The following is a 26,188-nucleotide window of genomic DNA, read 5'->3' as shown; positions in this document are numbered from 1 at the left end:
GACATAAAAGGCAAATCATGCCTTTTATGTCATTAGATTAGCGTTATATCTCGCTGTGTCTTATCCAGAGTATGATACAGGCGTTTTATTAATTGCATTTTGATATCAGGCCACTCTGAAGAAAGAATACTAAAAATAATGGTATCGGTTAAGGCGTTGTCATGAAGAATCATGTGTTGGCGTAACAGACCTTCTTCTGTCGCTCCAAGTTTTTTGATGGCGTTATAGGAATGAATATTGCGAGAATCGGTTCCAATTTCAATTCGATTCATATCCCAGCGCTCAAAAGCTTGCATTAACATAAGAAGCTTTGATTCAGGGTTGACCATGCTCCCCCATACTTCAGGACTATACCAGCTGTATCCTAGTGCAAGACGTTTATTATTTAATTGAATATCGTAATAGGAGGTGGCACCCAAAATCGTTTGGCAAGTTTTACGGCGTACCACATATGTCATTTGCTCTCCAGAGCACATCTTCTCAAGACAATCATCAAACCAGGGATTAAACAAGTCTTTTGTTGCTTTGTGTGGCATATATAACCATATCTCATCACAATCAGCAGCATTACGCAAACCCTCGCGATGTTGATTTGAAATAGGCTCTAACTGGATATAGTGCCCAGTCAAGAAATCATGCTCTGATATAAGTAACTTTGAATACATCATCATGTTCTTCAAGTATTCCTTAGTATTTTTTTACTCAGGCTACCACTTTATTTAAATATTTTGTATGAAAAATATTTAAAACAAATCCATATATTGGAACAAAAGCAATCAAGCTAATTGTGATTTTAAAACAAATATCGACCACAGCTATCTCTGGCCAATGCTGACTTAAAAATGGGTTCGTACAGTGATAAAACGCGATAGTAAAAAACAAAATGGTATCTACCACATTACCCATTGTTGTTGAAAGAGAGGGCGCCAACCACCAGCATGAGTTATTTCGATAGCGTTGAAAAACGAAGACATCAAGAAGCTGACCTATTGCGTAGGCGAGAAAGCAAGCAGAGGCAATGCGCAATGGCATCAGATGAATCACTAATAAACTACTCCAGTTGAAAGCACCAGCTATCTCAATGTAGCTGGCTATTAGATAGGAAATCAGTAAACCGGGAATCATACTGCGAAAAATGATTTTCCTTGCGATGTTGGCATTGGACATCCGAGTAGTCATGTCAGTCAATATAAAAATGGCTGGGTAGGTAAAAGCTCCCCAGGTTGTATGATAGCCAAATACATCGAAAGGGTATTGTACTAATAGATTGCTGATTGTTAGTAATAGAACATGACAAACAGATAATATCTTAACTGAAGAAAAACAGGGATAACTTCGAAACAATTACAATAGTCTCCTTTTTATCTGTACAATGATTGCAGTGTTGATATGGCTATTTTCTCTCTATTGCTAATCGTTTGTAAAATAAAATCAGCAGAAATATTGGATAATTTAACTAAAACTATAGTGAAATATCTTGGGTATATACTTTACCATTTACTCCCATATTTTATGTTAGCAAGAAAATTGGTCACCATTGCTTGGTTGGAGGCACGTAAAACCAATCCCGGTATCCGCTATTATTTTCCAACAGCAATAGCAAGGGCTATTCAGTATTATCAACGAATTGTTTCATAAGTCCTGTTCAAAGGATCTGGCTAACGCTGCCTTAAAACAAATTCAAGACAAAGACAGATTCCTTTACTTGTCTAATATTTAAATCTTTTTCTCAATCCAATTATTGATTCTTTTTATTCATATAAGTTCATAAGTAATTCATTTATATATTGTTTTTCCATATAGACAATAATTAAGTCTTTGTGTATAAGGAATATATTTTTATTTTACAAAGATATTGTTATGCAATCTAATAAAGCGATACGCAAGCTGCATCGTATTGATAAGCTCAAAAGATTAAGATGGCTAATTAATAATGCCTATCAAGAGGCAATAGATTTTACGCCTACTAACCTCTATGAGAGAGTGCAGATAAATGACGCGATCAAACAATTACCGGTTTTATACGATTGCTTAAATAGCAGGACAAAACTGAAACATTTTCTTGCTGCACGCTGGCAACAAATTAAAGGAACCTATCTAAGTTATACTTCGACACCTAATTCCCTTATGACGAAAATTTGCTGTGAAGTGGCGAATTATTTAGCTGAGCAGTCAAAACTGAGAGTCCCGGATCATCCTGTCCCTGCCTTAATGTACTTGATGCCTGGTATGAATTGTTTTTCAGAGGGTAAATATAACTACGTGGACATTAGCAGCTATGACAATGTGAGCAAATTGGCTCTGATTGATGTAGTAAAATTTTACATTACTATTACTAATGAAAATGATGAAGATTGGCTGGTTCCCATATCGTTGTTAAAGCATATTAATCTGGCCACATCAGAAGAGTTGATAGAAAAGATTTTAATAAACCCATTCACAGGCCAATGTCTTTCGGAAAAGGACATGGAACGTCTAACTCATCACTCGGTGATTACAGAAATGTTAATGAAATCATATTACCGATTTCATTCTCTTACCAACAAGTCTTCATCACTTTATAGCGCCGTTGAGGTTTTGATCGCTGGTCTACAAGGGGGAGGTGAGCATGCTTTTTTTCACGGGGGAACGAGGGGCTTTGCCGGTGTCAAAGCATACATTGCTTTAGAAGAATTTCGTAATTATTGGAAAAGGCTATCATTTGAGCAACAAAGGAAGGCTAGAGAAAACCGTGAATTGAATACGGCTTTAAACAAAGCGATCCTGAATCCAAACTGGAAAGACAGTTGCGTTGAAACGCTTGCAGAATCTTTAGCCAGGGCGCTTGCAAATGATAAAGGAGAATTGACAACAATTTGTTTGGAAAAGACACAAATAGACTCCCTATTGGAGATTTATAGGGAAAATTTCACTCTCTATAAGAAATCACTGGAAGATGCTCTTGAGAAGGCAATAGAATATGATGGCAAGGAGATTCTTCCACTTGGTTCTTCCCAAGTGATGGAGCTGGATGAACAGGCGATTCAAAGTCCTCATGATGTTTTAATATTGCTAAAAGACTTGAATCCACAAGACCTTGCGCTATTCTGTAGTCGATTTAAGAACAGAATAGCAGCATCAATTGGGAATCTAAATGGCCTCATTAATGTTTTTATCGGGCTAAATGAACAACAAATTAACACATTGACTCGAATAATGGCTCGTCGGTTTACAAGACTTATTAACCGTAATGAATTTATAACCCTCTTGGATTTTCTTAATGAAGAAAGAATCAACGCCTTTCTTCAAGGCTTAGGTAAAAGAATATGGAAATTTATAAACCTCACTGAAATGGCTATAAATATTCCGAAAAGTAAAAAGATAATCCTATGGAATAATATACAAAGAGAGTTGATCCCCATTTCAACCAATCTTTCTATCGTAAAAGAAGTAGTTAGCGCCTTTCCTCAACAACAAAGAGTGACCTATCTAAATAATATTGGGAACAAACTAGTTGAATTTTCAACGGACATCTATCATTGCATTCAGATTTTAGGTTTTCTCCCGGAAGATTGCCAAATGATCTATCTAAGCAGTGTGTGGGATAAACTGATTAAATACACAGATAATATTTACCATTTTATGATTTTATTATGTGCAATTCAGGGAAAAAATAAAGAAGATTATCTCAATAAAGTAGAAAGTAAGCTGATTGATATTACAACAAACCATGAGGAATTAGAGAAGATTTTTTGGGTTCTTCCTAAAGATAAAAAAGAAAGGTACTTAAACCATATGAAGGAGGACAAGGAGCAGATATTTAATGAATACATGAGATTAACCTGTTGCAATTTTCTTGGAAAGATTAAATCACTTCGAGTCTCTCAATCCGGTTTATTGCAGGAAATTAAGAGTGTCCCTTCATTCAATATTGAGTTATTCAAAGAAAAAATCAGTCATCTATTATCAAACCAAGATAAAAACTATTTTAATTGGTTAAAGGAAAAAGCTAATCATCTTTTCTCTAAATCTACAGGCTTAACTTTCTTTCATAGTAAACCTGATAGATTAGAGGAGTGCTTTTACGAAGTATTGGATGATAATCCAGATGAATTTTTAGCCATTAGAATGTTTGTATTTAATATTGGACTAACGAATTCTCATGTAGACTCTCTACAATATTGAGTGAGTATCATCCGTTAAATAATTATTTCTTCAAATCAAGAATCGCAATGGAATGGATTGACAATCAACAAACCCCAACAATTCCACAAAGAGAGCAATCCTCTACGTCAAAATATTCACTAATCAGGAAAAGAATCGTTTGAAATGGTTGAGAAGGGTTACTTTTTCTTTTTTTCTAACCTGGTTTATTCTGCGAACAGCGAACATTTATGGCCTGTTCAATTTTGGTGATTACAAAATTCCGTCAGGTAACGAAACTCTGAACTGGCAAGCCTACCTAAGTGTCTCCAAGTTTCCTCCTAGCCTTTGTTGTTTTCTTTGGTCGTGGGCCATTAATCTGGCCTGGATCCTCATGTGGTTTAAACTTGAAAAACACTTTACTTCCATTCTTGTCTTATTTAAACCACTGAAGGTATATGGGCAAAGCGCACTTTTCTTTTTTATTGGCCACTGGTTTGTTTATTTTGGATTGTCTTTGTTGTTGCCGGGAAAGCTGTCTTCCTTTCCGGGCCTTGCTATAGTCTGGTTAGTGGGTCTCATGATTTTATACCCGCTTTGCCGGGTATGGTATCAATTTAAAAGTCGACAGAATAAAGAGTCCATATGGCGTATGTTTTAGTATTCGTTGACATCTGATTGCTTGACTGATCAATGTTTAAAACCAAAAGTCAAATTGGTGAGAGAGCAAATGAATTCCTGGATATGATAGCTGAGGTAAAAATTAATCAGTTAAAGCAGTTAGAATCAGTGCCTGATGTTGTCCCACAACTGCAAGCAAATCCTAATGCCATAGCAGAAGCTATTGCTCAAAATGAGGAAGGCGACGGTACTAATGTACATAAGATCTTTACTCCAAAATAACCACATCCACATAAGAGATTAATTGGAAGGGTTGACTCCATTTTTAAGTAAGGAAGCATTGCGTTCATGAGATCCTGTTTTTAAATGGGATGCTTGCTTACTATGCGACCCAATTTTTAAGTGAGATGCTTGTTTACTATGTGACCCAATTTTTAAGTGGGATGCTTGCTTGCTATGCGACCCAATTTTTAAGTGGGATGCTTGCTTGCTATGCGACCCAATTTTTAAGTGGGATGCTTGCTTGCTATGCGACCCAATTTTTAAGTGGGATGCTTGCTTGCTATGCGACCCAATTTTTAAGTGGGATGCTTGCTTGCTATGCGACCCAATTTTTAAGTGGGATGCTGCCTTATCGTGTGAGCCAATTTTTAAATGGGAAGCCTTTTTATCATGCGACCCAATTTTTAAATGGGAAGCTGCTTTATCATGTGAGCCAACTTTTAAATGAGATGCTGCCTTATCATGTGAGCCAATTTTTAAATGGGATGCTGCTTTATCATGCGACCCAACTTTTAAATGAGATGCTGCTTTATCATGTGAGCCAACTTTTAAATGGGATGCTGCCTTATCGTGCGAGCCAAATTTTAAATGGGATGCTGCCTTATCATGTGAGCCAACTTTTAAATGGGATGCTGCCTTATCGTGCGAGCCAAATTTTAAATGGGATGCTGCCTTATCATGTGAGCCAACTTTTAAATGGGATGCTGCCTTATCATGTGAGCCAAATTTTAAATGGGAAGCCTTTTTATCATGCGACCCCAATTTTAAATGGGATGCCTTTTTGTGATGGGAGCCAAATTTGGTATGTGAGGCGCTTTTAGTATGAGAGCTGTATTTTAGATGCGAATACAATCTATCATGTGACCATAAACGGTAATGTGAATCCAATCGATAATGTGAGCCAAAACGGTAGTGGGAAAACAAAATATCATGTGAGGCATTGCGATAATGAGAAAATTGTTTTTGATGCGACCCAAATCGACTATGTGATTCAATTCGATAGTGCATCGGGGTTGAATAGTTAGATTTATTTTTATAATGAATACCAGAAATCTGGGTATTATGTATAGGAATTATGGCAGGCTGGTTGGCAGACTCTGTTGCTTCTTTTTTGGCGATCTCAATATCACCTATGTACGTTGCATCATTTTTTGCTGCTTCTTCAATTGATTTTGTTCCATCGGCTAAGAGATTAATGTCAGTATCAATAAGGTAAGCAGGAGTAATAATGTTCTCATCATCTCCTATGCTTTGGAAAGAGGATTTTGGCATGCCTTGCAACCCATGCACCTCATCCGAATCTGAAAACGTATTTGTGCTTGCGTCATAGCAGGGACCTTCCGGGGAACAAAGTGCATCTCCTGTCGCCCAAACAAATTCGTCGATTTGAGATAAATCAATCTCATATTGCTTCGTGTAACCATAGCCAAAATCAATACCACCTGCCGAACTATTAAATTCTGGATGTTCATCATTCATATTCTTTGATAAATTACCCACGTTATATCGCCCCATTTGAGACCAGATACCTTTGGGATTTAATTTGTATAAGTACAAGCTGGAATCAAACGGTTTTGAAAAAGGTTCATCCACATCCAAGCCGAGATTGCGTAATTCACCATTTTCAGCAATTAACATGTCCCCTTGTTTAGAAAAAGCGATGTCTGATACCTGCAATGCATTGTCTATCGATTTAATCGGCAAAATAAATTCAAGTTGAATATCATTTAAATTGAAACTTCCTTGCTGATCTAATCCAATCGACCAGATGCTGTTATTATTACCTTTATCATCGGACCATACAGCATAATAAAGCCTTGTTTGACCATTAATAGGGTAGAGTCCAAGTCCCCAAACTCTTCGACCTGGTTTGGCAAGATTCCAACATACTATAGTTTCATCAAATTTATTGGCACAGTTTTTTATATTAGCAGATGAATTTGGATCGAATTTTATGCTCTCTAAGGAGCCATGTTTCCCGGTTTGTTTATCCAAAAATCCTGCTCTTCCCGTAACACCATGATCAAAATACCCGAGATCTTCACCTGTTTGAGCATTAATACGATGAATCATTCCAGTTTCTAAATCGGAGACAAAAAGTTGTTTGTGCTGGACATCATAGACTACATTACCTAACGAGGCTCCTGTATTTTTTCTTCCGTTTAATGTTATTTCGGTGAATATTTTGGGTTGATAATCATTCTTGGCTTGTAGCAGGTATATTGTACCAGGACCACCGTTGATACCCCACATACCCTCCATCCAGCTGCTGTTATCCTCATTACGGTGTAAACCAAATTTTGAAGTTGCTGCTACATAAATATCACCTGAATCATTATTGATTGCTATTCCAAAAACTTGTCCAGCGTCGCTTGCTTTGATTGGTACGCGTTGGGGTTCGTCTAACCAATGTGAGCCATCAGGGGGTCTTTTGGGATAGCGTAAATCAATGATACTTCCAACTGTTCCGTTCGGATCAATTTTACCTTTCACCTGTCCTTGTTCATGAATAACGCCGGAAAAACGGGTTACATATCCTTCTCCTGGCTGAATCACTTGTGCTGTGAAACCAATCCCTGTAAAAAGAGATCCAAATAGTAATGGCATTAATGATTTGCAGGTTTTCATTTAATAATCCTCGCTTTCTGGATCATCAGATTGAGTGTTATCAAAACACGAATAATACGAATTCACATCTTTGGCTTTTTTTGTACAATCTGAATAATATGACAATTGTGATTCATAGGAATAATAGGTATATGGGGTAATTAAGACACGGCTGGCGCCGTTGTCTGTATTGCCAAAGCGATCAATTTTTCCTTTTAGTTCAGGTGTTTGATTGATGAAAGCTTCTCTTAATTGTTCTCCCTTAATGAAGTTATCAGGAAGCTGATCAAAGGGCCCATCAAAGTAGTTATTGACCATGGAGTTACCGACATAAACGCCAATCAATATCAAGCGATTTTTCTTACTGTCTCGATAGAAGGAAAAGCCTGTTCTTGTCCCTATCAAAATGTCGTCGCTATTTTTTGCCGGACTAAATGTTTCCGGGACATCCTCACTGTCATTAAGTACATAATGAAAGCGCTTTATTTTGGGGTTATAGAGTAAATAAAATTGAATTCCAGACTCATCATATACGGGTCCAATGAATTGTTCATCGCGACGAATTTTATTGGGGGGTGGTGCCACATGAGAAAGATCATTTAACTTAAAAAGGACGGATTTGTTTCCATAAGACACTTTATATTGGAGTGGGCCAAGCTTTTTTACCTCTACACCGTCGCGTGCTGTAAAGAGCTTATATTGATTAACCAGCTCATCATTCCAGCGATTATATGTGGAAAAATAGGCAAAATGTACAGCTCCTTTATCTCTATCAAGTGCATCAAGCCGTATGTTGCCGGAGAGTTCAATACCATTATGATAAAATGAATAGTAATAATAATTTTCTGTGGGATACACTATCACTTCATCAGGTAATTTGTTTAATACAAATTGAAAAACTTCGTTGACCGAGTTGATGTTTAATTTGTCTTGTTTTTTAATGTTTTCAATATAACTTTGATTAGTAAACAGTTTAATATCTGGATTCGCATAAGCATAAAAATTAAGCAATATGAAGGAAAGTATCAGGGTTATGCAAAATATTATTTTTTTCATGTTCTACCTATTATTTGTCTTATTTCATAAGTAATCGGCAGTGAGAGGAGAAACTTTACAAAAAACAATCAAATTGATTTATAATATAACTTAAGAATTAAAGATACCGTTCAATTGTGCTGCGTTATTTTGCTTGTTATGTCAAGAAGGTCCTTAACTTATCTGTTGTAGCGCCCAGGAACAAATGGACTCCCGGCATAAGGAGTTTTCTTCCATTCTTTTAAAGGTGTTTGGATGGAAAATAAATTGCCTGACAAAAGATGGGGTTACCGTTTTTGCAGGCCTTGTTAAGGCTATGGGTATCATGCCCTTCTTCGAATTTATACGGACATAACTGAAGATTGATAATCCAGATTTGAAGGTTCAGATGAGGATAGGTCTTGTGGATTAATGGCGAATTTTAAACGCAAATGACCAATCATATAATCTTGCATTGTTTTACTGCGAGTTTTTGTATCAATCAAAAAGCGACGTGGAGCGGAGTGAGTAGATGGATTTGTATTTATTTTGTTTGTTCTGTCTAGTTTAAATTCATGAGATTCGGCATCATCAGCTAACAATTGCTCTTCTTCCATTGTGAGTGGTTCATGATTCCTCTGCTTTTTTTTTATCTGTTCTTGATGTTGCGCCATAAGTGAGGCAATAGATGAAAAACTATCGTGGACAAGATCATCATCATCATACTGTTCCGGATTTTGATGGTTGCGTGCCACAGAATAATCTTTGTATTGAGGTGGAATTCTATCCCATGCACTTGCAGCATCTATATGCCATCCTATAAAACGAATGATTGGTGCTATTGTGATATAACATAACCCTACAACTAAATATTTGAACCAATTTATAGGATTCCAAGGGTTGCTATTGCTTGCCGGCATCACGTAACCAACAATTAATCGTATTAGTGAGCGGTATGAGCGTTCGTTATATAATTTGACTTTAAATCCTTTATCGTGCATTTCTGCTGCGGAAATTGTAGCAGTGGCTCCGCCTAAACTCATCCCTTCAAAAGCTATATTTTCGGGTTTAACGCCTAATTCAAGAAGACGTTGCGCTTGAGCAAGAGAGTCATTAACTATGGCATGATGTGTTATGGCGAAACCTTCGCTGTAATCAATTCCTCGATAATTAAACCCAATTACCGTGCATCTAATATTTGTTGCAGAAGTATAAAAGTCTTTAAGCCAAAACATGTAATTTTGATTTCTTGCCATACAGGTAATAATGAATTTTCTTTCAGACATTGGCTTCATCTGTTCATCTGGGTTTGATACTTGTACTGATTCAAGAATTGCTTTATCAGGTGTTTCTAAGGTATAAAAATCTAAGTTAATAGTACGAGGGCGCTCGAAAAAATCTGTCCCATATTTTTGACGTATTTGTTCTTTGAAATAGGTTCTTAATAGATCATCAAGTCGTTCAATCCCTTTTAGATGAATTTCCTCAATGGTAAATTGTTTATTTTTACACTTTTCTTGATTGGATTTTCCTTCGAGAAGAAGACCAATTTCATCAATCATCAAATCAACATAGGATTTATGCTTAGGGTTATTAAAAGATAATTGTCGCCGTTTTGACTTAGAGGGAAACCAGGACATTTTGTCAAAATAACTCGTCATTACTTTATTGGCTTTGCCAGGAAGAAGATTAACAATGACATTTCCCTTTTCCGTACGATCATCAGATAAAAACAAAACATGTACTGTTTTTTGAGGCCTGATTTCATCAGGTCCTAATGCGACATTGATAATCCATCGTGTTATGAAGGAGGGCATAGCCCAACTGAAAATTATAAATGGACCTCTAATATACTTTGACCATAGGCCTTCTTTTGGTTTCTTAAGAATATAGTAGCCGGGGGCAAGGGTTTTCATTTAGATTCCTCTTTCAGAACACAATTTACGTAATACAGTTTAATGATCGTATGCCTCATTATTTAGATACATTTTGTCTTTTTCATTTCTAAATTCACTTATCTATTGCAAATGAGAATAAGTTAATCGGTGATATCTAGGAGCCCTATACTTTTAGTCAATATTTTCGCAGTGTATAAACTCCTGAACTGTGAGGAAAATATGACTGTAATAAATGGTCAGCTATTTGTTACCGTAACGTCAAAGTAGTTTCAATTACATCTTCAACTAAGGTAGGTTCTTTGTTGAAGAAACTTGGATAACTCTTAGATCGCCTCAGTATTGATGTGGTTGGATGAACACTAGGTTCTTCTTGCCAAAACTTGTCGTTAAACTCCGGTTTATGTTTAATTCTTTCCTTCACAGAAAGAGGAGAGTCGATATTAATAGACTTTTCCATGGTTGGAACGAAACGGGTTGAACGTAAAGATCCCTGAGCAATAAATCCCCAAAAATGTAACTTAATTACTTGATTGTCATCCGAGTAACGGTGAAACCAATTCAATAACCCAGAGTTAGTGTTAGCATATTCAGGATCACTTTCTTTTGGACCGAAAGAAAAGCTTTTCAACCATGAGGCTAAACTTTCTTTCGACAAAGTTACTGTATCAATTAAATGCGCTCTGGAAATATGCATGGCATCTGGATGGATATAAAACTGAAAATCTCTAGGCTCAAAAAAGGGAGGATTAAGGAAAGAAGTTTTACTTTCAGCATAGGCTGTGCATGTCTTGGATAAAGTATTATGGAGTTCAGTGGTTGATTCCTCACTTGCATCAAGATTGTAATACCATATAGCTAATCTGTTTTTCGCGTCTTTGGGTAATATTTCTTGCCAATGAGTTCGCGCAAGCTCTTCGCTGGATGTAAGATGAAGCGATTCTGTGCGAAAGGTGTGAAGAGATTGGGCGCACACAATTAAATCAACATTAAGTTTGGGTGGTAAATTTAGCTGGTGGGCGGTGCCATTAATTACTATAAATTGCTCCTTAGGATATTCACGGAATACTGTGTTGGACAGAATATTTCTAAATTCTTCATTGGGTTCAACCCCATAAACAATACATCCTAATTCTAAAAAAGCACGGGGATCAGCACCCGTACCGGGACCAATGCAAACTACTACCGGTGTTTTACGACTACCTATTCCTGACCAGGTATCCGATTTGGACTCATAATGTATACCCAATTTTTCCAGGCTTGCCAATGCAAAAGAAGTAGGCCAACTTGGTCGATATTTCGTATAGGCCTCTTCTTTCCCTTTAAAAGAATAGATGGGTAACGTGGTTTTCGCTTTCATTATTAGGAACCTACTCAACAGAAGTTTAATGCAAATGATTTAGGGGGGATGGATTACATTTAGAATTCTGACTTCTTTTCAATCGGAATTTAATACAGCCACAAGAGGGGGAATCAAGTGCATCTTTTTATGCATTATAACTTTCATACTCTATGTATTCAATGGCCATTAACCCTCTAATATTTAAACCCATAGATCCTATCTATAATCACATTAATTAGTGCTTTCATCAGTTATCTTAATCCTTTGCGTCAATCAAAACCCCCAATAGTAAAGCAGGCTCTGTGCCATTATTTATCCAATAATGATTAGTTCCTCGCTGAACTACAGCATCAAAAGGTTTTAAAGTGACTTCTTCTTCATCGAGTAAAAGTGTTACTTCTCCTTTGAGAACAACCACGTAATCTATGGATTTTGTTGTGTGCATCATGGGATTTAAACTGGTATCTACCCTGCAGTGCGAAGCATGTGCAGCTGCAAACACTTCACTTGCCTTTTTGTTTGCTTCTTCTGGAGATAAACTGTGATCTACGGGTGGAATTTCAAAAAAACGAAATATAGTTCCATTGGAAGAAGGTTCCAAACGCGTGGGTTTCCCTTGCAGAGCATTTTGGCCTCTGGTGGGGGCAGGAATTTGATCGGTAGCCCAGAAATCGAAAATTCCTAAAGGCCCCATAGGGATCTTTTTGTTTTCAGAAATGAATGATTTTCCATTATCTCTTTTTTCTGTTACTACACAACGAACAGTATTTTTCATGGGCTTTCCTTAGAATCGATTTAGAGGCTACTAAATATTCTACTTCATGTTGATATTATTATGATGTTTCATAAATCAAGCACTGGCAACAGAGACAGGATTGTTCAATATATGACCTCTATTTGGGTCATCCTCAACATTCTTTTTAATCCAGTTTTGAGCAAAATCTTTCTCTCGGGATGTCATTTCGCAGCTAGAGAAGAAAGTATGTCCCATAGCTACTCTGCCTATACCTATCAATAAACCTAAACCACCACATAAGCAACTAATCACAAGTAATGCGTCTGCAACTAATCGTCTTGTGCTGTGGCGGTGTTGAAATTGATCATGTGCTAATTGTACCAAACGTTGTGATACCTCTTTAAGAGGTAAACCTGATTTACGAATCTCAACAGCCTTGTTATAAAAATTTATAACGGACTGATTGTACTCAAAACCGTATTGATTATTGACATTGAGGGCTAATTTTTTATCATGAAATTGTTTTAACAGCTTTAAATCATGATTCAGATCTTTGGTATATCCATCAGAATCAGTGTTCTGAATGTGAATTTTCTCTGGTATTTCGTCTACTTTAATGCCCAAAAAGTTTTCTTGTTTGTCCTTGTACTCTTGTGAGCCGTAATAAGATAGAATGTCTTTACTATCAACCTCATAGGTTTGTTCTTGAACACCAGAGGAATTCAATCTTTGAATCGCAAGTTTATTGGCTAGTGGAATCTTGGCTTTAATTAATTCAGGAAATACAAATTGTAATGAATCAAATGGTGGTCTAAAATCACCACTTTTATGATTGATGCATCGTAAGTTATTCTCTTCATCAAAAAAAACGTTACCTGCAGTAATGCACTTTGCATCCAAAGGCATGGTAGTTCCTGACATATGCCAATGGGCTGGAATAAGACCGCTGGGATAGCCTTCATGAGCAAACACAAGCTCACCGTTTGTTCTTAACAAAAAGCGAAGAACTTTATAAACCTTATTTCCTTTAGTTATTGTGTTGCAATGATTGTCCTGAAGTAATTGATTTATCTTATCAGGCCGTACTATAAGTGGAGGACCATTTTTATGTCCTCTGATGGTACCTGTCAGGTGAATAGATTTTTTAATATAGTCTTTATTAAACAGATTGAATGACATATAAAAAACATAATGAATAAAATTTAAACCATTTTACGCTAAAATTATTAAAATATTATTAAGATAAAAAAGCAAATTTATGCTTTTTATGTGAAACAATTTTTTAAAATAGCACTCAGAAAGTAAGTTGGGTTAAAAGCAGAGGTATATTCATTCATTTAGAATGCCTCAAAAACGGAATATATTCTGTTCTCAATGGTTTATAGAAGTAATGAGACATTTAACTCGCATTTTGGCATTTTATCAAACCATCAAGATCTTGCAGGGCCTTTTGATCTTGGATTGTCAATAACGTTGTCCAGGCAGCAATGATCTGATTGTAAATAAATATTCGCCTTAGCCATTGTTTTTTCTTTTCTTCTTCAGCCAGGTGCTCAGTTAAGGCCATTTGTTTCTTGTTTAGTTTTTCCAAATTTTTTATCGCATTCGCAAGAGAGTCATTTTTATGGATGAGCGCCCATTTATAAATAATGGCGTTGCGATTTTTTTGATAGGATACCAAGTCGGGGTCGTTATGTTTTTCTGATAGATATTGCAAATAATACATTTCAAATTGATAGGGGTATTTATATAAATTGTGTTTCACTATTGTTTGGTAAAACTCTTTTTCAAAAGCTTGTTGCTTCTCATTTAGAGTCTGGCTTTGTGATTGATTAACCGCTTTTTCCCAACTTGGCATGATGACATTAAGGGTAAGATTCATCATGCCTTCCCAAATGGTTTCCAATTCTTTACCTTGTTGCTCTAATCGCTTTTCAAGGGAGTAGATTTTTTGCTTTTGTTCCGTTAAAGACCAGGAGGCAAATTCACGCGCTTCAGGCATTAATTGAATGATTTTATCCTCAGAGGCACGTGCAACATTAATAAATTGAGAGAGAGCACTGTCGTTGATGGATGGAAGTTCTTTTTTATAATTCAGATAAATCGATTGAATCATTTTGTTATCATAATTGGTAATACGAGACTTAAAATGCTCTGAGGTAAATAATTTGGCCCATTGTAGTAAATAATAATCAGAGGTACTTAAGGGAATATCTACGGTCATATCCTCAATTAGTCCGTTTTGGTGAGCAGCCAACATATTTTTAGCGGGTTCTCTGATTTTTTTCCCATCGATGACGCTATGACCAGTGTACCATTCTGTAAAAGAACGTTCGTAACCTTGATAGGTTACGCCATTGGCATCAGCAGTACAGCCACTGGCATAGTGATCGTCTGTTGAAGAAGTAAATCCACAAATTTTAGGGTCGGCTACAGGATATCCTTCTTGTGTTGTAACAGATAATTGATGAAATCCACCTGAATAGCATTGGGACATAGCAAAAATGACGTGTTGGCCAGGTATTAGGGAAAGCAGGGATGATAACTCGTTTTTGGATAAACAAGCTTTACGAAAGTTCTTTGCGTTGGTGAAATTATTGATAAATGGTTTTTGATAATGCCACAGATCAATGCAGTTGTTACTATATGGTTTAGCACTTTTATCTTCTAAAAAACCATGAGGCATGCCATGGTCGCTGACGAAAAGCAGTAAATTATCATTAGGATTGATTTGTTGAATTTTGGAAGATAAAAAAAAGGCATCAATATTGTGTTTATTGGCTTGCTGGTTGTTTGCAATAATACCAGTAAACATGACATCCTGTTTGTTTTGTTTATCTTCTTTGGTATTAATGAGTTTGTGAACATCAAAGGGGGCGGGTTGTGTGTTTGGGTTATTGCCTCCTCCAAAATAGATACTGACCGTTTTAGGATCAAAGCGAGTGATTAAATGTTCGTAAAGGGTTTTTGTTTGCAGGTATTGGGTATAGTGGTTGAGGCCAGGATTATCTCCTCCAGATAGAACTAACACTTGTTGATTAGCATAGGATGAAGTGAAGCATAGAAAAAGTAAAATCGTTAGTTTTGTTTTCATCTTCACTCCCTGAATCTTTGCTTAAAAAATTTTTCATTATTAGGGGCTGTTGACAATTGCTCTATAGCCCCAACGTATCGCGGCTTGTCCGCGGCATTCGGAGATCCCATGGATGCCGCGGACAAGCCCTGAGGTATCCCCTCATAAATTATTAATACTAGTTTAAGTTGATTTTATCTCAAATTATGGGTGTCGTCCCGGACATTAAGTGCGTCCAAGTTCGAAAGCTCACTAAGATGTGCTAAATTCCGGGACGACACCACCAAAATTAGAGGATAAATTATCCTGAATTGTGTGTAGTTAATTTAGGGGATGCCTCAGAGACAAGCCGCGGCACGTAGACGCTTTAGCAGGCTCATGAAAACAAAATGTCAACAGACCCTAATAAAACTTACACAAAATTGCAAGATCAAGGCAACAAATGTTTTTAATGAGAGAGTTTAGATAAACTAAATGTCGAATTAAAAACATTTTTTAACAAAGATTGGGGTTTTGCGTAAATTCTAATTAAGTCAAGGGTAGCAATTCTTGTACTGTACAGCTAATGGTAATTAAAATGGCATGAATGAGGACTTTTTGATATAGAAAAAATCATAATCAGCCTGCGATATTACTTTTTGCCTATTAAGTATCTTTCTATTTTTGCTCCTAATTTGTACTCCATTTTTGTGCGAAACCAATCTTTTTTTGGAATTTATTTGTTTTATTTTTTTAATTTTAATGCATTAATAGCCCTTTTGGTTTAAAATATAACCAATATGGTTCTGTCATTTAATATTATGAGCACATCAGAAAAAGACGTTCTTGAAAAAAAAGTAAAAACAGTCGCATTAAGTTTTTTGGGTACAGGACAACATCGCGAAAAGACTCATCATATTCTTACCAGTTTTCATAACACAATCACGGAAGTTCATAAAGATGATCCTACAGTAGTGACCAGATTGTTTGATGGTCCTGGCTCAGAACCAAAGTCAATCAATAGTAAGGATCCTATTCCTGGTACTTATATTTATAATCCAACTGATAATTCCAAGGTATTAATTAATCCAGCAATTTCCCAGACTATCACTAATGCAATGCAAAAGCTGACAGGGAATTTGGCTGGAGAAGGTTTAGAACATTTATTGTTTGAGGCAGTGCTTTATCTTAGTGATATCATTGAAAAAAATGGAGGCCAACTACCTGAAACAGTAAATCTGCACGGATTTAGCCGTGGAGCAGACGCTTGTATGCGAATGGCTAATGTCCTTTATCAATTGTACCCTGATATCAAAGTTAATTTATTTCTCATCGATCAGGTACCAGGACCTGGACGACGTGATGATCCACCCTCTTATACTGTTCCGCCAAATGTGGAATATTTTGAGTCTACATTGATGTTGCATGAATACAGACATGGATTTGACCCTCAACATCTAGGAAGATATGTGTTTGCGGATCCGGAAAAGACTAAAGCGACGGTTAAAATTTATTATGGAGAACATAATACCGGCAATCGGATTACCGAGATCCCCACCACGAATCATACTGCCATTTTGTTACATGATGATCTGAATAGATTTTGTAGAGAAACAGGTTCATTGCTTCCTATAGAGATTTCTCCACCGATTATTGCCAAGGTAGGAGATAAAAAAGAGGAGATTAGAATGTCTCCTGATTTATCTCCAGAAAAACGCTTTGAGCTGTTATGCGGTATGAAAGAAAATGAATGGAGCTATGCCAAAGAGACAACAAAGTATCACGAACGAAGTATTTTGTCTAAACGTGAAAATTATGTACAAAATTACAAATTGTTTGTCAATCAGGAACATCGGGAATTGTTTAAACAATTTTATCCCAAGTCATTTAACTGGCTTTTTGAAAAAAATCATGGTGGCCAAACCAAAAAAGAAGAGGTTGTAGCGGAACTGGAAACGTTGTCAGACGATCCAAGGTATGAACATTTTTTTACATCATTCGCCAAACAGTTTCAAATTGACGAGAAAAATATTGAAGAATCATTGCCAGAACCTTCTGGCGTTGATCGAGATGAAAAAAGAAGCTTCCGTCAACCTTTGGTAAGGGACAGGCTCTCTTATTTGCAACATTCACTGAGTTCTATTGCGAATTATTACCACTATCATTGTGATCAAAAGAATACAACTAATGGTGCAGTTAAAAACCTGTTGCTAGAAAGAGTGAAGGAATCAAGAGAAAAACCGGATAGCGAGGCTATCAAATATTTGGAACAGACTATTGAAGAGGTAAAGCATACTCTAGAGTCCAAAAATGAAAAAGGTTTTCTCTGGCAACAGATTAATCATATTTCTCCCAATGCACGACAATATTGCGAACAAGTGAAAGCGGCACTACAGGAACATCTGCAACATAATGAAGTGTTATCGGATACCCAAAGAGGGGAAATTCGTAAAGCCATGGATAGAATGGATAGCATAGTCAATGATGGTAGCAAAGATAGCCAACAGCAATATCGTGAAATAAGAAGTGAGGTGATTGAATTAAATGCTAAAGTCACCAAACCGGAAGACGATAATCAACTCGCAAGAAGTTATTTACAAGAAGCCTACTTCGCATTTTCAGATGATCCGAAAAAAACCTTAAACTTGCAGTCCTTGTCTCGAACCTTGAATCAGCTCTCGAATGCCCATTATGGTGAAACTAATATGACTGATAAAATTATTCATCGATTAGATAGTTATAAAAATCGAAATTCGTTTTGGAACTCAGTCAAAGACGTTTTGAACTTTTTCAACATTCCTTTTCCCAAACTTCATTCAGAAATCAAAGAAAAAATTGCGGACACATTGCAAAAAAGGCTTATTGATCTCAATGAAAAGGGCATGGGCAATGATATCAATGCTATTACAAAAGCGCTAGGTAAAGCACGTGAAGACCTAACTAAGCATTATAAGGAAATATCCAAACTGAAAATTGGGGAATTGGATAAGATTATTAATAAATCAATGGAAGAGATACTTGTTTCACATAAAATATCTAAAGATCTTACCCATGAAGAAGTCAGCCAGAGCAGGTTAAATTAGGTTTTGTTAGATTTTTTAAAAGTATCCTTTGCAATATCTCCTGGTAAGCGTATCCACTCTACCATATTTTGCTTATTCAATGACGATTAGCTTCTCAAGTTTTTTATGTAATTGATATTTAAGTGGAATTTGCGTTATAACTCTTGGATCAATCCATTTAACAGACATTGGAGTCATAAAAATTATGAAAAAAGTAATATTAGTTACGGGGACTTCTTCCGGTTTGGGGTTAAGCGTATCGATAAAACTGGCAGAACAGGGACAGACTGTGTATGCCAGCATGCGTAATCTTGATAAAGCCAATCAACTTAAACAGGCTATGATCAATAAAAACCTCAAAATTCACTTAATCCAGATGGATGTTGAATCAACAGAAAGTGTCACACAGGCTGTGTCAACTATTCTTAATCAAAATGGCCGTATTGATTGCCTGATCAATAATGCTGGTATGGGATTCGTGGAAACTACGGAGCAAACCTCGGAAGAAAAGATAAATCAGGTAATGAATATTAATTTCATGGGCGTTGTACGAACAATCAAGGCAGTAATGCCTGCGATGCGTCAGGCAAAATCAGGGCAAATTATTAATATAACTTCTGTTGGAGGCCTAATCGGACAGCCTTTTAATGAGATTTATTGTGCATCTAAATTTGCAGTGGAAGGCCTGACTGAAAGTATGGCCAGTTATATACAACCCTTTTTTAATATTAAATTTACCGCTATTGAGCCCGGAGGGATTGTTTCAGAGTTTTCTAATAATGTTATAAAAAATAGTAATATAGAGCATGGTTCAGACAATGATGAATACGCACCAATATTTAAACGATATTTTGAAGAAGCGAGAAATCGCCTAAAATCCTCAACTGGACACAGTGTTTATCAAAGTAGTGATCAAGTTGCTGATTGTGTGGTGGCAGTAGTTAATAGTGACAATCCGCCATTGAGAATCAGAACATCGGAATGGGCAGACAATTTCTGTAAATTAAAAACGCAGTCTGATCCAACTGGAAATAGGTCTGTTGCAGCCGTCTATCAATTATTTTTGGCTCATGCAGAAGAAACTGATAATGTGATGGTTGATTAGTAGTTAAAAGCATTTGTTACCTAACGCGTAAGAGTATGGCCGTGCCTCTCTTACGCGTTATAATCGGTGTCTAAATCTAATCGATACTAGTGATTAGAAACTCAATGGTTATTGTATAAGGATGGGGGGGTTGCTCCATGTTCTAGCAATAATGCACTTATTTCTTCCATATTTTCCGTCTCACTAATGGTTGTTTTACAAATTTGCAAAGGAGTATTATCCTGATTATCTTTTGCGTTAATGTCGACATTAGTATTCTCAATGAACCAGCGAACCACTGCTAAATTACCAGATTTTACCGCATAATGCAGAATGCTAAATCCTTCTGAGTCAGTTAAGTCGGTTTTGGCTCCATGTGCAATAAGAGTTTGTACCGCAGAAAGTCTTCCCAGCTCCGCAGCGAGCATGAGAGGTGTTCTTCCAAGGAAATCAACAGGGTCTTTATTGGTACCAAATTTACAACACTCTTCCATAAGAGGCTTGTTCGCGAAACGTGCAGCATAGTGTAACGGCGTCCAACCATTACTGTCAGTAAGGGTAGTTCCATCTTTAACTTGCAGTAAAAGGATAGCGCTTTGAATTTTATTGTTTAAAATTGCAGTGTGTATGGGGTAATGGGTATGATTATTTTTTATATAGGCAAGATCTTCATTGGTTGCCAATGTTTCTTTAAGTAACTCATCGAAACCTTGAAGTGCCATCTGATGTAAAACAGTATTACCATTATCATCTCGATGATTTAAAGGTTGATTTCCTTTATCTTTTAATAGCTTAAAAATTTTGATTTTATTCTGTCTTTGCTGATCATCATGAAGTACTGGTAAAATTAGTGCGCTAAATAAAGGGTATTGATTTTGCTTATTAAGAATACAGGTATCAGCGCCCATAGAAAGCAAGACTTGTATGGTGTTTAAATGACCTTCAAGAGCAGCCAAATGTAATGGAGTTAAGCCATCTATATTTTTATCATTTAATAAAGATTGTTCTGGTTTTAAAGAGAAAAGAACTCGATCAAAACCCATCGATGCGAGAGCAGAAATGACACTTTCCCCCTCTAATACCGGGTTTGATTTTCCAATATCATGAGTTGTTTCGGGAAGAATAAGATCCAGGTATAACTCCGTTACTTCTTTGCATTGTTCAAATTGCTCATTTTCATCTCCCGAGAAATAAACATCAGTAGACACGTGTTCTTGAAACCACTGCTTTAGAAGTTCAAGATTTTTTGAGGATGATTGGTCAGAATTGATTCCTATCTCTGAGCATAATAAATTAAATTTCATCTTTTATTATCCTTTAATTAAAATTTATATGATCTTTCTTCTTTTTTAACATGTTCGTCTTCTTTCTGTTGTTTTGGGGCCTCCATTTGAGCTTTAAATTTACTTTTGAAATCTTTAAAGCTTTGAGCCGCTTTTTCTTGATCAATTTCTCCTTCTTTGGTGACATAAGTCTTTCCACCTTTTCCCCAATGGCGATGGGATGCGATGGCTTTCAACACTTGTTCTGATTTATCCGAGCCGAAAAAATTAGATCGTTCTTCTATAGACAATTTGCTCATTTCATTTTCAATTCTGGTTGCCTTGGCTTTCATACCTACCGTGAATAGGCCAGCTCTCTCTCTAAAACCATTAATTACGTTTTTTACTTCTTGGGTTGCTTTATCCTCTTTTAATTTACTAACGGTAGTTTCCAGTTCTTTTAAAATTTTGGCACGTTCGTCGGGATTTGTCGTGCTATTGATTTGTTTTTGCTTATCACGAATATAATCGTTCATTACTTTATCATTTTCACCAAATTTTAATTTCTTAAGATCAGTAAAAACATCCTTAAACTCGGGATTATTAATCATAAACAAACGATCTACCGCTTCTCTTACGGGCATGCGTTTAGAAGGGTCAGGTTTAATTAATCCTTCAATTATTTCCTTATATTCTGGCCCTTCTTTCGTTTTAAAAAATTGACCACTAAAATCATATTTGGACCCGTCATCTCCTTTGCCAAGCCTGCCAGAGGTATAATAGTATAAGTTTTTCCCCAAAATATAAGCATGGACTGAATCTGAACTCATTGAAGACGACCCATCAAACTCGGGAGGTCGAAAGCCCCCAGTTGATAGAAATCCACAATATTCATTTCCTGGTATATTTGAGTGGTACTTTCCATTTTTGTCTGTAAAAAGAAAACTCTTGGTGTCTGCCAGACGAATTTTATTATTTTCATCGACCAACCAGTTGGTGATTTTTGCATCAGGAAACATACATCCTGCTTCCTGAATATCCAGCATAACACTTGACATTTGTTCAAAAATTTTACCAGTACTTTCCACCAGTTTTGGTACAGTAGTTAGTTGATTTCGTTGTTGATCAACACTACCTCCTTTACAAAATTCGGTGACAAGAAGAGTTCTCTGTATAGGTTTCCCCTCAGAATCCTTGCTTATGGCTGTCCTCTCTGTGTCTATTGGAGCAAATTTATCTCCCAGTTTTTCTCGTAAATGAGACTCAACATTTCTGGGCATATTGAGGCGGTTATCTACCTTTAAAACGGATTCAGTACCGTCTTTGAGTCGTGTTACTTTAAAATTTTTAGAGTTACCTCCACCCAAAAAGCTAATTTCATGTTCTTTAAGAAATTGACGAAAGGCTTTTGCTTCTTCACTCTTATCAGTTGGTTGATAGAGAGCTTTGAGTTCATTGTCTAAATCTGCTTCTTTACCCTTATTCAAAATACCAAGAAGTTGGTTGGTCTTCTCGGGGGACATATTGGCAATCACTTCTGGTAAAGAGGAAGATTTCTTTGGAGAGTTGAAAGAGGAAACTCCCAGGCTTGAATATTGATACTGTATGTCTTTAAATAGCGAATCATGGGCTGATTGATAACCAGGAGACCTCGCCAGTTGACTTGGCCGATACTTATAATCTACTTCTTGAATTTTTTTTTGTATTTCTTTTAGAGTGTCTATTTTACTAGAATCTTTGTCTTGTTTATTATACTGATCAATAAGTCGATTGACTTCCTTGGTGAATTTATCCATATCCTCACGAGGTAATGCACCATGTTCAAAATCAGAAAGATGTGGCATCGGCTTTTTGGGAGGAAGTTTAGGTTCCTTTTTAAGTAACTTGGAAAGCTTGGAAAGCATAATAACCTCGCATCAGGTTAAGGATATAGTTTAATTATAGTTGACTGTGTTATTTCTTGTCCTATGATTGTATTTTAACATAATGTCTAAATATTGGACAATAGTGGATGGAATAAAATATGGGTTATGGTGCGGCGAAGATTGAACTCAGGGTTAATACACCTCGTTAAAACCGTAGTCTGATGACTTCCGTAGGATGACAATCGTTATATCGACTCTCACAAACTTCTCTCCCTCCTTTCCTTTTGTATATTCCATTTAAGGCAGAACTCAGTGTTTCAAGAGACATTATTTCAGCATTCATTTCTCTTGCAAGGCTTTTTGCCTTTTCAATGATTAACCCCGCAAAACCCAGGTTTCGCGCACGTTCATCAATGTACACATAGTCCAAATAAGCATTGGTTATCCCAGGTACTCCAGGGGAGATAGGTGTTTCTATACTTTCTTCCAGATGGAGTTCTTTTTCAAGGACAGCCAGCATCCCCACGGCCAGATCACCATACATGGCGATATAAACATGCTCACACAATTCCTGCAGTTGCTTATAATGGAATTGTTCGTCATCGGAATGCATATATCCCCATGCCTTCTTCGCCCACATTGCTGCTGTATCCAGATTCTCCATACATTCTGATAATCTGACAAATTTCAATTCGGGTCTTGCCATAGTAAATAACGTTAGATCTCTGCTCAAACTCACACCTCGTTCACGGATGAATCAGCTTTCCAAAAAATGCTATATGATACTGTTTTCATATGCTTTATCAACTCAAAATCCTGATGTTTTTAAAAATGAATTGACTTGAGTTAACGTGCATAGACTGTGTGGCTACTTAGAATTTACAAAAACCAAGTAAAATAATTCAAAATAACGTTTGAAAATGGTTCAAGTTTGTATTTTTTATTTGTAGCCGGTTTGGATAGGGCATAACAGGAATTTGATGAGTTTCTGACAACTCTCCAAGAATAATTTTCATAGCTAATGTTGTATGATAAAAAATTGAACATATACTGGTTGTTGTTTTATTTTGAACAATTTGTTAATAAATGGTTAATGTTGATCTATTATTATTATAAGTAAGAATGTTTATTAAAAAATATGCAATATGTCTTCTTCAAATCGTTCTCAGGGAAAGTTAATTGCTCTTATTAACCAATATTTAAAATGGAATAATTTGCCCATTGAATGGAATGTGGGTGGAGTTTGTCGTGGGTTAGCAATTATACACGCTCAATACACTCTCCAGGGAAAAGAGGCGCAATTCTATAAAATGCTGGATAAAATATCAGCAATGACTGAAAAAGATTCCTTAGATACTCGTGACTTGGATCCATCTGAAGATGTGGATCATTTTATCCATCAGGTGTTATTGGCATTCAGACCCGATTTATGGGATAAACAGTACAGCCAAGACGATTCTCACAAGATGATTAAGGTAGGTGACAAACCACTGGATTCTGATTTTCATCTGGCGATGGTTACCACTGCAGAGAATTGGGAAAAAATTATAAGAGATGAAATTAACATGCAGGAAAATGAAACCTTTTTGGTATCTAGCGGTGTGCATGCTGTTAGTGTGCATCGTAAGAATGGACAGTATACGATTTATGATCCTAATTATTCTAAGGGGAAAAAAACATTTAAAAATGAAAAAGATTTGGTGAATGAACTTAGAACAAATGTTTTTCATCAAAATGGGCCTAGTCTATTTCATCAACTTTTTCCAAGTAAGACTATTGGATTATCATTTCAAAATTTGACAAGATCAGATTTAAAACCAGAAATATCGCGTCGGTCAGTACAAGAGATTTATAAAGACTATTTTAAACCGGGAGATTTATCAAAAACTTACTTTACTTTTGGTAAAGAAATACCGGCTGCATTTATGTCTATTAAGGTAAATGATAAATCCTTCGTGGAATATCTCATTAATGAGATACAGCCAAGTGAAGAGGATTTGAATCTCATGAGGTATTGCTCACTAGATAGAAACCATGAGCAGGTATTTGAAGTGTTAAATAATCGTATACAACAAAATATGTCTCCGAAAGAAAAAGCGCAGGATATAGAAAATATGCTTATGCTTTCTATTGTAACTGGAAGTCCAAAAGTTTTTAATCAAATTAGTTCTCTTGATCAAGGTGAGCGCTACTTAAAATTTTTCAATTCTGAAGAAAAAGCAAAGGAAATCTTGGGCGCAGCGGCATCTGGGGGGCAACCCGATATCTTGAAACAGATAATAAGCGATATTAAAACGTTTGGTGTCTCTTTAGAAAAAGAGGTCTCCTCTAATGATATGTCATTTTCTCCAATGAGAGATACTCATGTTAGAGATATCATTACCTTATCCAACAAACCGTTGCCTGCCAAAAATAATTCTAAAAATGTTGAAAGAAATTACTCCATAGGCACACTAATTCTGCAAAAGGATGCCAGAGTCAGTGGTATGGACATACTTAATCAGGCCATAGAAAGCAATTCCCATGAAAGTGTATCAATTTTATTAAATGAATTACGAAAAGAGAATGTTAAGCTGCCTGCAGGAAATATTGCCGGTTATCTAGAGAGTGCTATTTCTAAAAACAATATCTACATGGTCGATTCTATTCTTGATCTGCTTGATAAAAAGGAAGCAAATTTATTATTAGGAAATATGTCCATGAGTGTTACCCAAGCGAAACAAACAAACATCCATATTCTTAACTCGTTGCAAGAAAAAGGAGCCAGATTCAGTCCTCAAGTGAATGACGTCATCAAAGAAAAATCATCCCATGAACTATCACCTTTTGAATTTATGGGCATTAAAATAGCGTCATTTATTGAGTTTGTTAAAGATCAGTTTGGTTTGCAAAAGCACCTCGATATTCAAAAAAACACTGGGAAATTGGAGCAATTTCAATCTGAAAATAATAAGATGAATGATAGAACTTCAATACATTCTTTCAAAGATTTCAAATCGAAACTAAGCGTTATTAAAACAGACTATACTTCTGAATCTGAAAACGTCCATACAACAGAAACTACGCATTACCAAGCGCCTAAAATTCGTTGATCTATCCATACGCCAGCGATGCTTCAATAGCTCAAATAATACTAATGGGTCTGTGAAGAGACTGGAGTTTGCGCTTTAATGCTTTTCTGGTACGCATTGAAATGCCTCTTTTGCAAAGTTTTCTGTGTGATATTTTTGCCAAAAAAAACATA

At 36.3% G+C, this 26,188-nt stretch carries 18 protein-coding genes; 6 read left to right on the top strand and 12 right to left on the bottom strand.

Annotated features, from left to right (window positions below):
- Positions 1 to 32 precede the first annotated feature (32 nt).
- A complete protein-coding gene (locus tag ACZ5EK_RS12800; RefSeq protein WP_464430035.1) occupies positions 33 to 671 on the bottom strand; it encodes a GNAT family N-acetyltransferase in 639 nt (212 codons plus the stop codon).
- Positions 672 to 702: 31 nt separating this feature from the next.
- Positions 703 to 1,344: a 7-cyano-7-deazaguanine/7-aminomethyl-7-deazaguanine transporter gene (locus ACZ5EK_RS12795; protein WP_464430033.1), complete on the bottom strand. Its 642-nt coding sequence runs from the start codon at positions 1,342 to 1,344 to the stop codon at positions 703 to 705.
- Between the two features lie 45 nt (positions 1,345 to 1,389).
- Between ACZ5EK_RS12795 and ACZ5EK_RS12790 the strand changes: the two genes are divergently transcribed.
- The 3 genes from ACZ5EK_RS12790 to ACZ5EK_RS12780 all read left to right on the top strand — a co-directional run bounded on the left by ACZ5EK_RS12790 (position 1,390) and on the right by ACZ5EK_RS12780 (position 5,025).
- The gene (locus ACZ5EK_RS12790) at positions 1,390 to 1,638 is read left to right on the top strand and encodes a hypothetical protein (protein ID WP_464430032.1); all 249 of its coding nucleotides are present in this window, start codon (positions 1,390 to 1,392) and stop codon (positions 1,636 to 1,638) included.
- Positions 1,639 to 1,860: 222 nt separating this feature from the next.
- Positions 1,861 to 4,164, top strand: coding sequence for a hypothetical protein (locus ACZ5EK_RS12785; RefSeq protein ID WP_464430031.1), 2,304 nt, complete (start codon positions 1,861 to 1,863; stop codon positions 4,162 to 4,164).
- 651 nt (positions 4,165 to 4,815) lie between these two features.
- Entirely contained in the window at positions 4,816 to 5,025 is a 210-nt protein-coding gene (locus ACZ5EK_RS12780) for a hypothetical protein (protein ID WP_464430030.1), read from the top strand.
- Positions 5,026 to 5,043: 18 nt separating this feature from the next.
- Here the strand turns inward: ACZ5EK_RS12780 and ACZ5EK_RS12775 are convergent, their stop codons facing one another.
- The 7 genes from ACZ5EK_RS12775 to ACZ5EK_RS12745 all read right to left on the bottom strand — a co-directional run bounded on the left by ACZ5EK_RS12775 (position 5,044) and on the right by ACZ5EK_RS12745 (position 15,713).
- Positions 5,044 to 7,653 carry a hypothetical protein gene (locus tag ACZ5EK_RS12775; RefSeq protein ID WP_464430029.1) on the bottom strand — a complete coding sequence of 870 codons (2,610 nt, stop codon included), beginning with the start codon at positions 7,651 to 7,653 and terminating at the stop codon, positions 5,044 to 5,046.
- The gene (locus ACZ5EK_RS12770) at positions 7,654 to 8,688 is read right to left on the bottom strand and encodes a hypothetical protein (protein WP_464430028.1); all 1,035 of its coding nucleotides are present in this window, start codon (positions 8,686 to 8,688) and stop codon (positions 7,654 to 7,656) included. It abuts the gene before it with no gap.
- Positions 8,689 to 9,008: 320 nt separating this feature from the next.
- The gene (locus ACZ5EK_RS12765) at positions 9,009 to 10,562 is read right to left on the bottom strand and encodes an alpha/beta hydrolase (RefSeq protein ID WP_464430026.1); all 1,554 of its coding nucleotides are present in this window, start codon (positions 10,560 to 10,562) and stop codon (positions 9,009 to 9,011) included.
- A 229-nt stretch (positions 10,563 to 10,791) separates the two neighbouring features.
- Positions 10,792 to 11,901 carry a class I SAM-dependent methyltransferase gene (locus ACZ5EK_RS12760; RefSeq protein WP_464430024.1) on the bottom strand — a complete coding sequence of 370 codons (1,110 nt, stop codon included), beginning with the start codon at positions 11,899 to 11,901 and terminating at the stop codon, positions 10,792 to 10,794.
- A 238-nt stretch (positions 11,902 to 12,139) separates the two neighbouring features.
- Positions 12,140 to 12,658, bottom strand: a complete 519-nt coding sequence (locus ACZ5EK_RS12755) for a cupin domain-containing protein (protein WP_464430022.1) — start codon at positions 12,656 to 12,658, stop codon at positions 12,140 to 12,142.
- 75 nt (positions 12,659 to 12,733) lie between these two features.
- Positions 12,734 to 13,798: a hypothetical protein gene (locus ACZ5EK_RS12750; protein ID WP_464430021.1), complete on the bottom strand. Its 1,065-nt coding sequence runs from the start codon at positions 13,796 to 13,798 to the stop codon at positions 12,734 to 12,736.
- A 220-nt stretch (positions 13,799 to 14,018) separates the two neighbouring features.
- Entirely contained in the window at positions 14,019 to 15,713 is a 1,695-nt protein-coding gene (locus tag ACZ5EK_RS12745) for a hypothetical protein (RefSeq protein ID WP_464430020.1), read from the bottom strand.
- Positions 15,714 to 16,492: 779 nt separating this feature from the next.
- On the opposite strand from ACZ5EK_RS12745, the gene ACZ5EK_RS12740 reads away from it, so the two are divergent.
- Both ACZ5EK_RS12740 and ACZ5EK_RS12735 read left to right on the top strand, forming a co-directional pair.
- The gene (locus ACZ5EK_RS12740; RefSeq protein WP_464430019.1) at positions 16,493 to 18,754 is read left to right on the top strand and encodes a Dot/Icm T4SS effector Lem25 family protein; all 2,262 of its coding nucleotides are present in this window, start codon (positions 16,493 to 16,495) and stop codon (positions 18,752 to 18,754) included.
- A 184-nt stretch (positions 18,755 to 18,938) separates the two neighbouring features.
- Positions 18,939 to 19,838, top strand: a complete 900-nt coding sequence (locus tag ACZ5EK_RS12735) for an SDR family oxidoreductase (protein ID WP_464430018.1) — start codon at positions 18,939 to 18,941, stop codon at positions 19,836 to 19,838.
- Between the two features lie 101 nt (positions 19,839 to 19,939).
- On the opposite strand, the gene ACZ5EK_RS12730 is transcribed toward ACZ5EK_RS12735, so the two are convergent.
- The 3 genes from ACZ5EK_RS12730 to ACZ5EK_RS12720 all read right to left on the bottom strand — a co-directional run bounded on the left by ACZ5EK_RS12730 (position 19,940) and on the right by ACZ5EK_RS12720 (position 23,683).
- Positions 19,940 to 21,121: an ankyrin repeat domain-containing protein gene (locus ACZ5EK_RS12730; protein WP_464430016.1), complete on the bottom strand. Its 1,182-nt coding sequence runs from the start codon at positions 21,119 to 21,121 to the stop codon at positions 19,940 to 19,942.
- Between the two features lie 17 nt (positions 21,122 to 21,138).
- Positions 21,139 to 22,983, bottom strand: coding sequence for a hypothetical protein (locus ACZ5EK_RS12725; protein WP_464430014.1), 1,845 nt, complete (start codon positions 22,981 to 22,983; stop codon positions 21,139 to 21,141).
- Between the two features lie 166 nt (positions 22,984 to 23,149).
- Entirely contained in the window at positions 23,150 to 23,683 is a 534-nt protein-coding gene (locus ACZ5EK_RS12720; RefSeq protein ID WP_464430013.1) for a GNAT family N-acetyltransferase, read from the bottom strand.
- A gap of 406 nt (positions 23,684 to 24,089) precedes the next feature.
- On the opposite strand from ACZ5EK_RS12720, the gene ACZ5EK_RS12715 reads away from it, so the two are divergent.
- The gene (locus ACZ5EK_RS12715; protein WP_464430012.1) at positions 24,090 to 26,036 is read left to right on the top strand and encodes a hypothetical protein; all 1,947 of its coding nucleotides are present in this window, start codon (positions 24,090 to 24,092) and stop codon (positions 26,034 to 26,036) included.
- The last annotated feature ends 152 nt before the right edge of the window (positions 26,037 to 26,188 follow it).

The sequence above is a fragment of the Legionella sp. JM-2024 genome (genome assembly GCF_055389095.1).
This window is presented reverse-complemented; position numbering and strand designations above follow the sequence as displayed.

What these genes read in the sequence shown, in the direction of transcription:
- ACZ5EK_RS12800 (WP_464430035.1), bottom strand. Translation starts at nt 671, where the DNA reads ATGATGATGTATTCAAAGTTACTTATATCAGAGCATGATTTCTTGACT.
- ACZ5EK_RS12790 (WP_464430032.1), top strand. Translation starts at nt 1,390, where the DNA reads ATGGCTATTTTCTCTCTATTGCTAATCGTTTGTAAAATAAAATCAGCA.
- ACZ5EK_RS12785 (WP_464430031.1), top strand. Translation starts at nt 1,861, where the DNA reads ATGCAATCTAATAAAGCGATACGCAAGCTGCATCGTATTGATAAGCTC.
- ACZ5EK_RS12780 (WP_464430030.1), top strand. Translation starts at nt 4,816, where the DNA reads ATGTTTAAAACCAAAAGTCAAATTGGTGAGAGAGCAAATGAATTCCTG.
- ACZ5EK_RS12775 (WP_464430029.1), bottom strand. Translation starts at nt 7,653, where the DNA reads ATGAAAACCTGCAAATCATTAATGCCATTACTATTTGGATCTCTTTTT.
- ACZ5EK_RS12770 (WP_464430028.1), bottom strand. Translation starts at nt 8,688, where the DNA reads ATGAAAAAAATAATATTTTGCATAACCCTGATACTTTCCTTCATATTG.
- ACZ5EK_RS12765 (WP_464430026.1), bottom strand. Translation starts at nt 10,562, where the DNA reads ATGAAAACCCTTGCCCCCGGCTACTATATTCTTAAGAAACCAAAAGAA.
- ACZ5EK_RS12760 (WP_464430024.1), bottom strand. Translation starts at nt 11,901, where the DNA reads ATGAAAGCGAAAACCACGTTACCCATCTATTCTTTTAAAGGGAAAGAA.
- ACZ5EK_RS12755 (WP_464430022.1), bottom strand. Translation starts at nt 12,658, where the DNA reads ATGAAAAATACTGTTCGTTGTGTAGTAACAGAAAAAAGAGATAATGGA.
- ACZ5EK_RS12750 (WP_464430021.1), bottom strand. Translation starts at nt 13,798, where the DNA reads ATGTCATTCAATCTGTTTAATAAAGACTATATTAAAAAATCTATTCAC.
- ACZ5EK_RS12745 (WP_464430020.1), bottom strand. Translation starts at nt 15,713, where the DNA reads ATGAAAACAAAACTAACGATTTTACTTTTTCTATGCTTCACTTCATCC.
- ACZ5EK_RS12740 (WP_464430019.1), top strand. Translation starts at nt 16,493, where the DNA reads ATGAGCACATCAGAAAAAGACGTTCTTGAAAAAAAAGTAAAAACAGTC.
- ACZ5EK_RS12735 (WP_464430018.1), top strand. Translation starts at nt 18,939, where the DNA reads ATGAAAAAAGTAATATTAGTTACGGGGACTTCTTCCGGTTTGGGGTTA.
- ACZ5EK_RS12730 (WP_464430016.1), bottom strand. Translation starts at nt 21,121, where the DNA reads ATGAAATTTAATTTATTATGCTCAGAGATAGGAATCAATTCTGACCAA.
- ACZ5EK_RS12725 (WP_464430014.1), bottom strand. Translation starts at nt 22,983, where the DNA reads ATGCTTTCCAAGCTTTCCAAGTTACTTAAAAAGGAACCTAAACTTCCT.
- ACZ5EK_RS12715 (WP_464430012.1), top strand. Translation starts at nt 24,090, where the DNA reads ATGTCTTCTTCAAATCGTTCTCAGGGAAAGTTAATTGCTCTTATTAAC.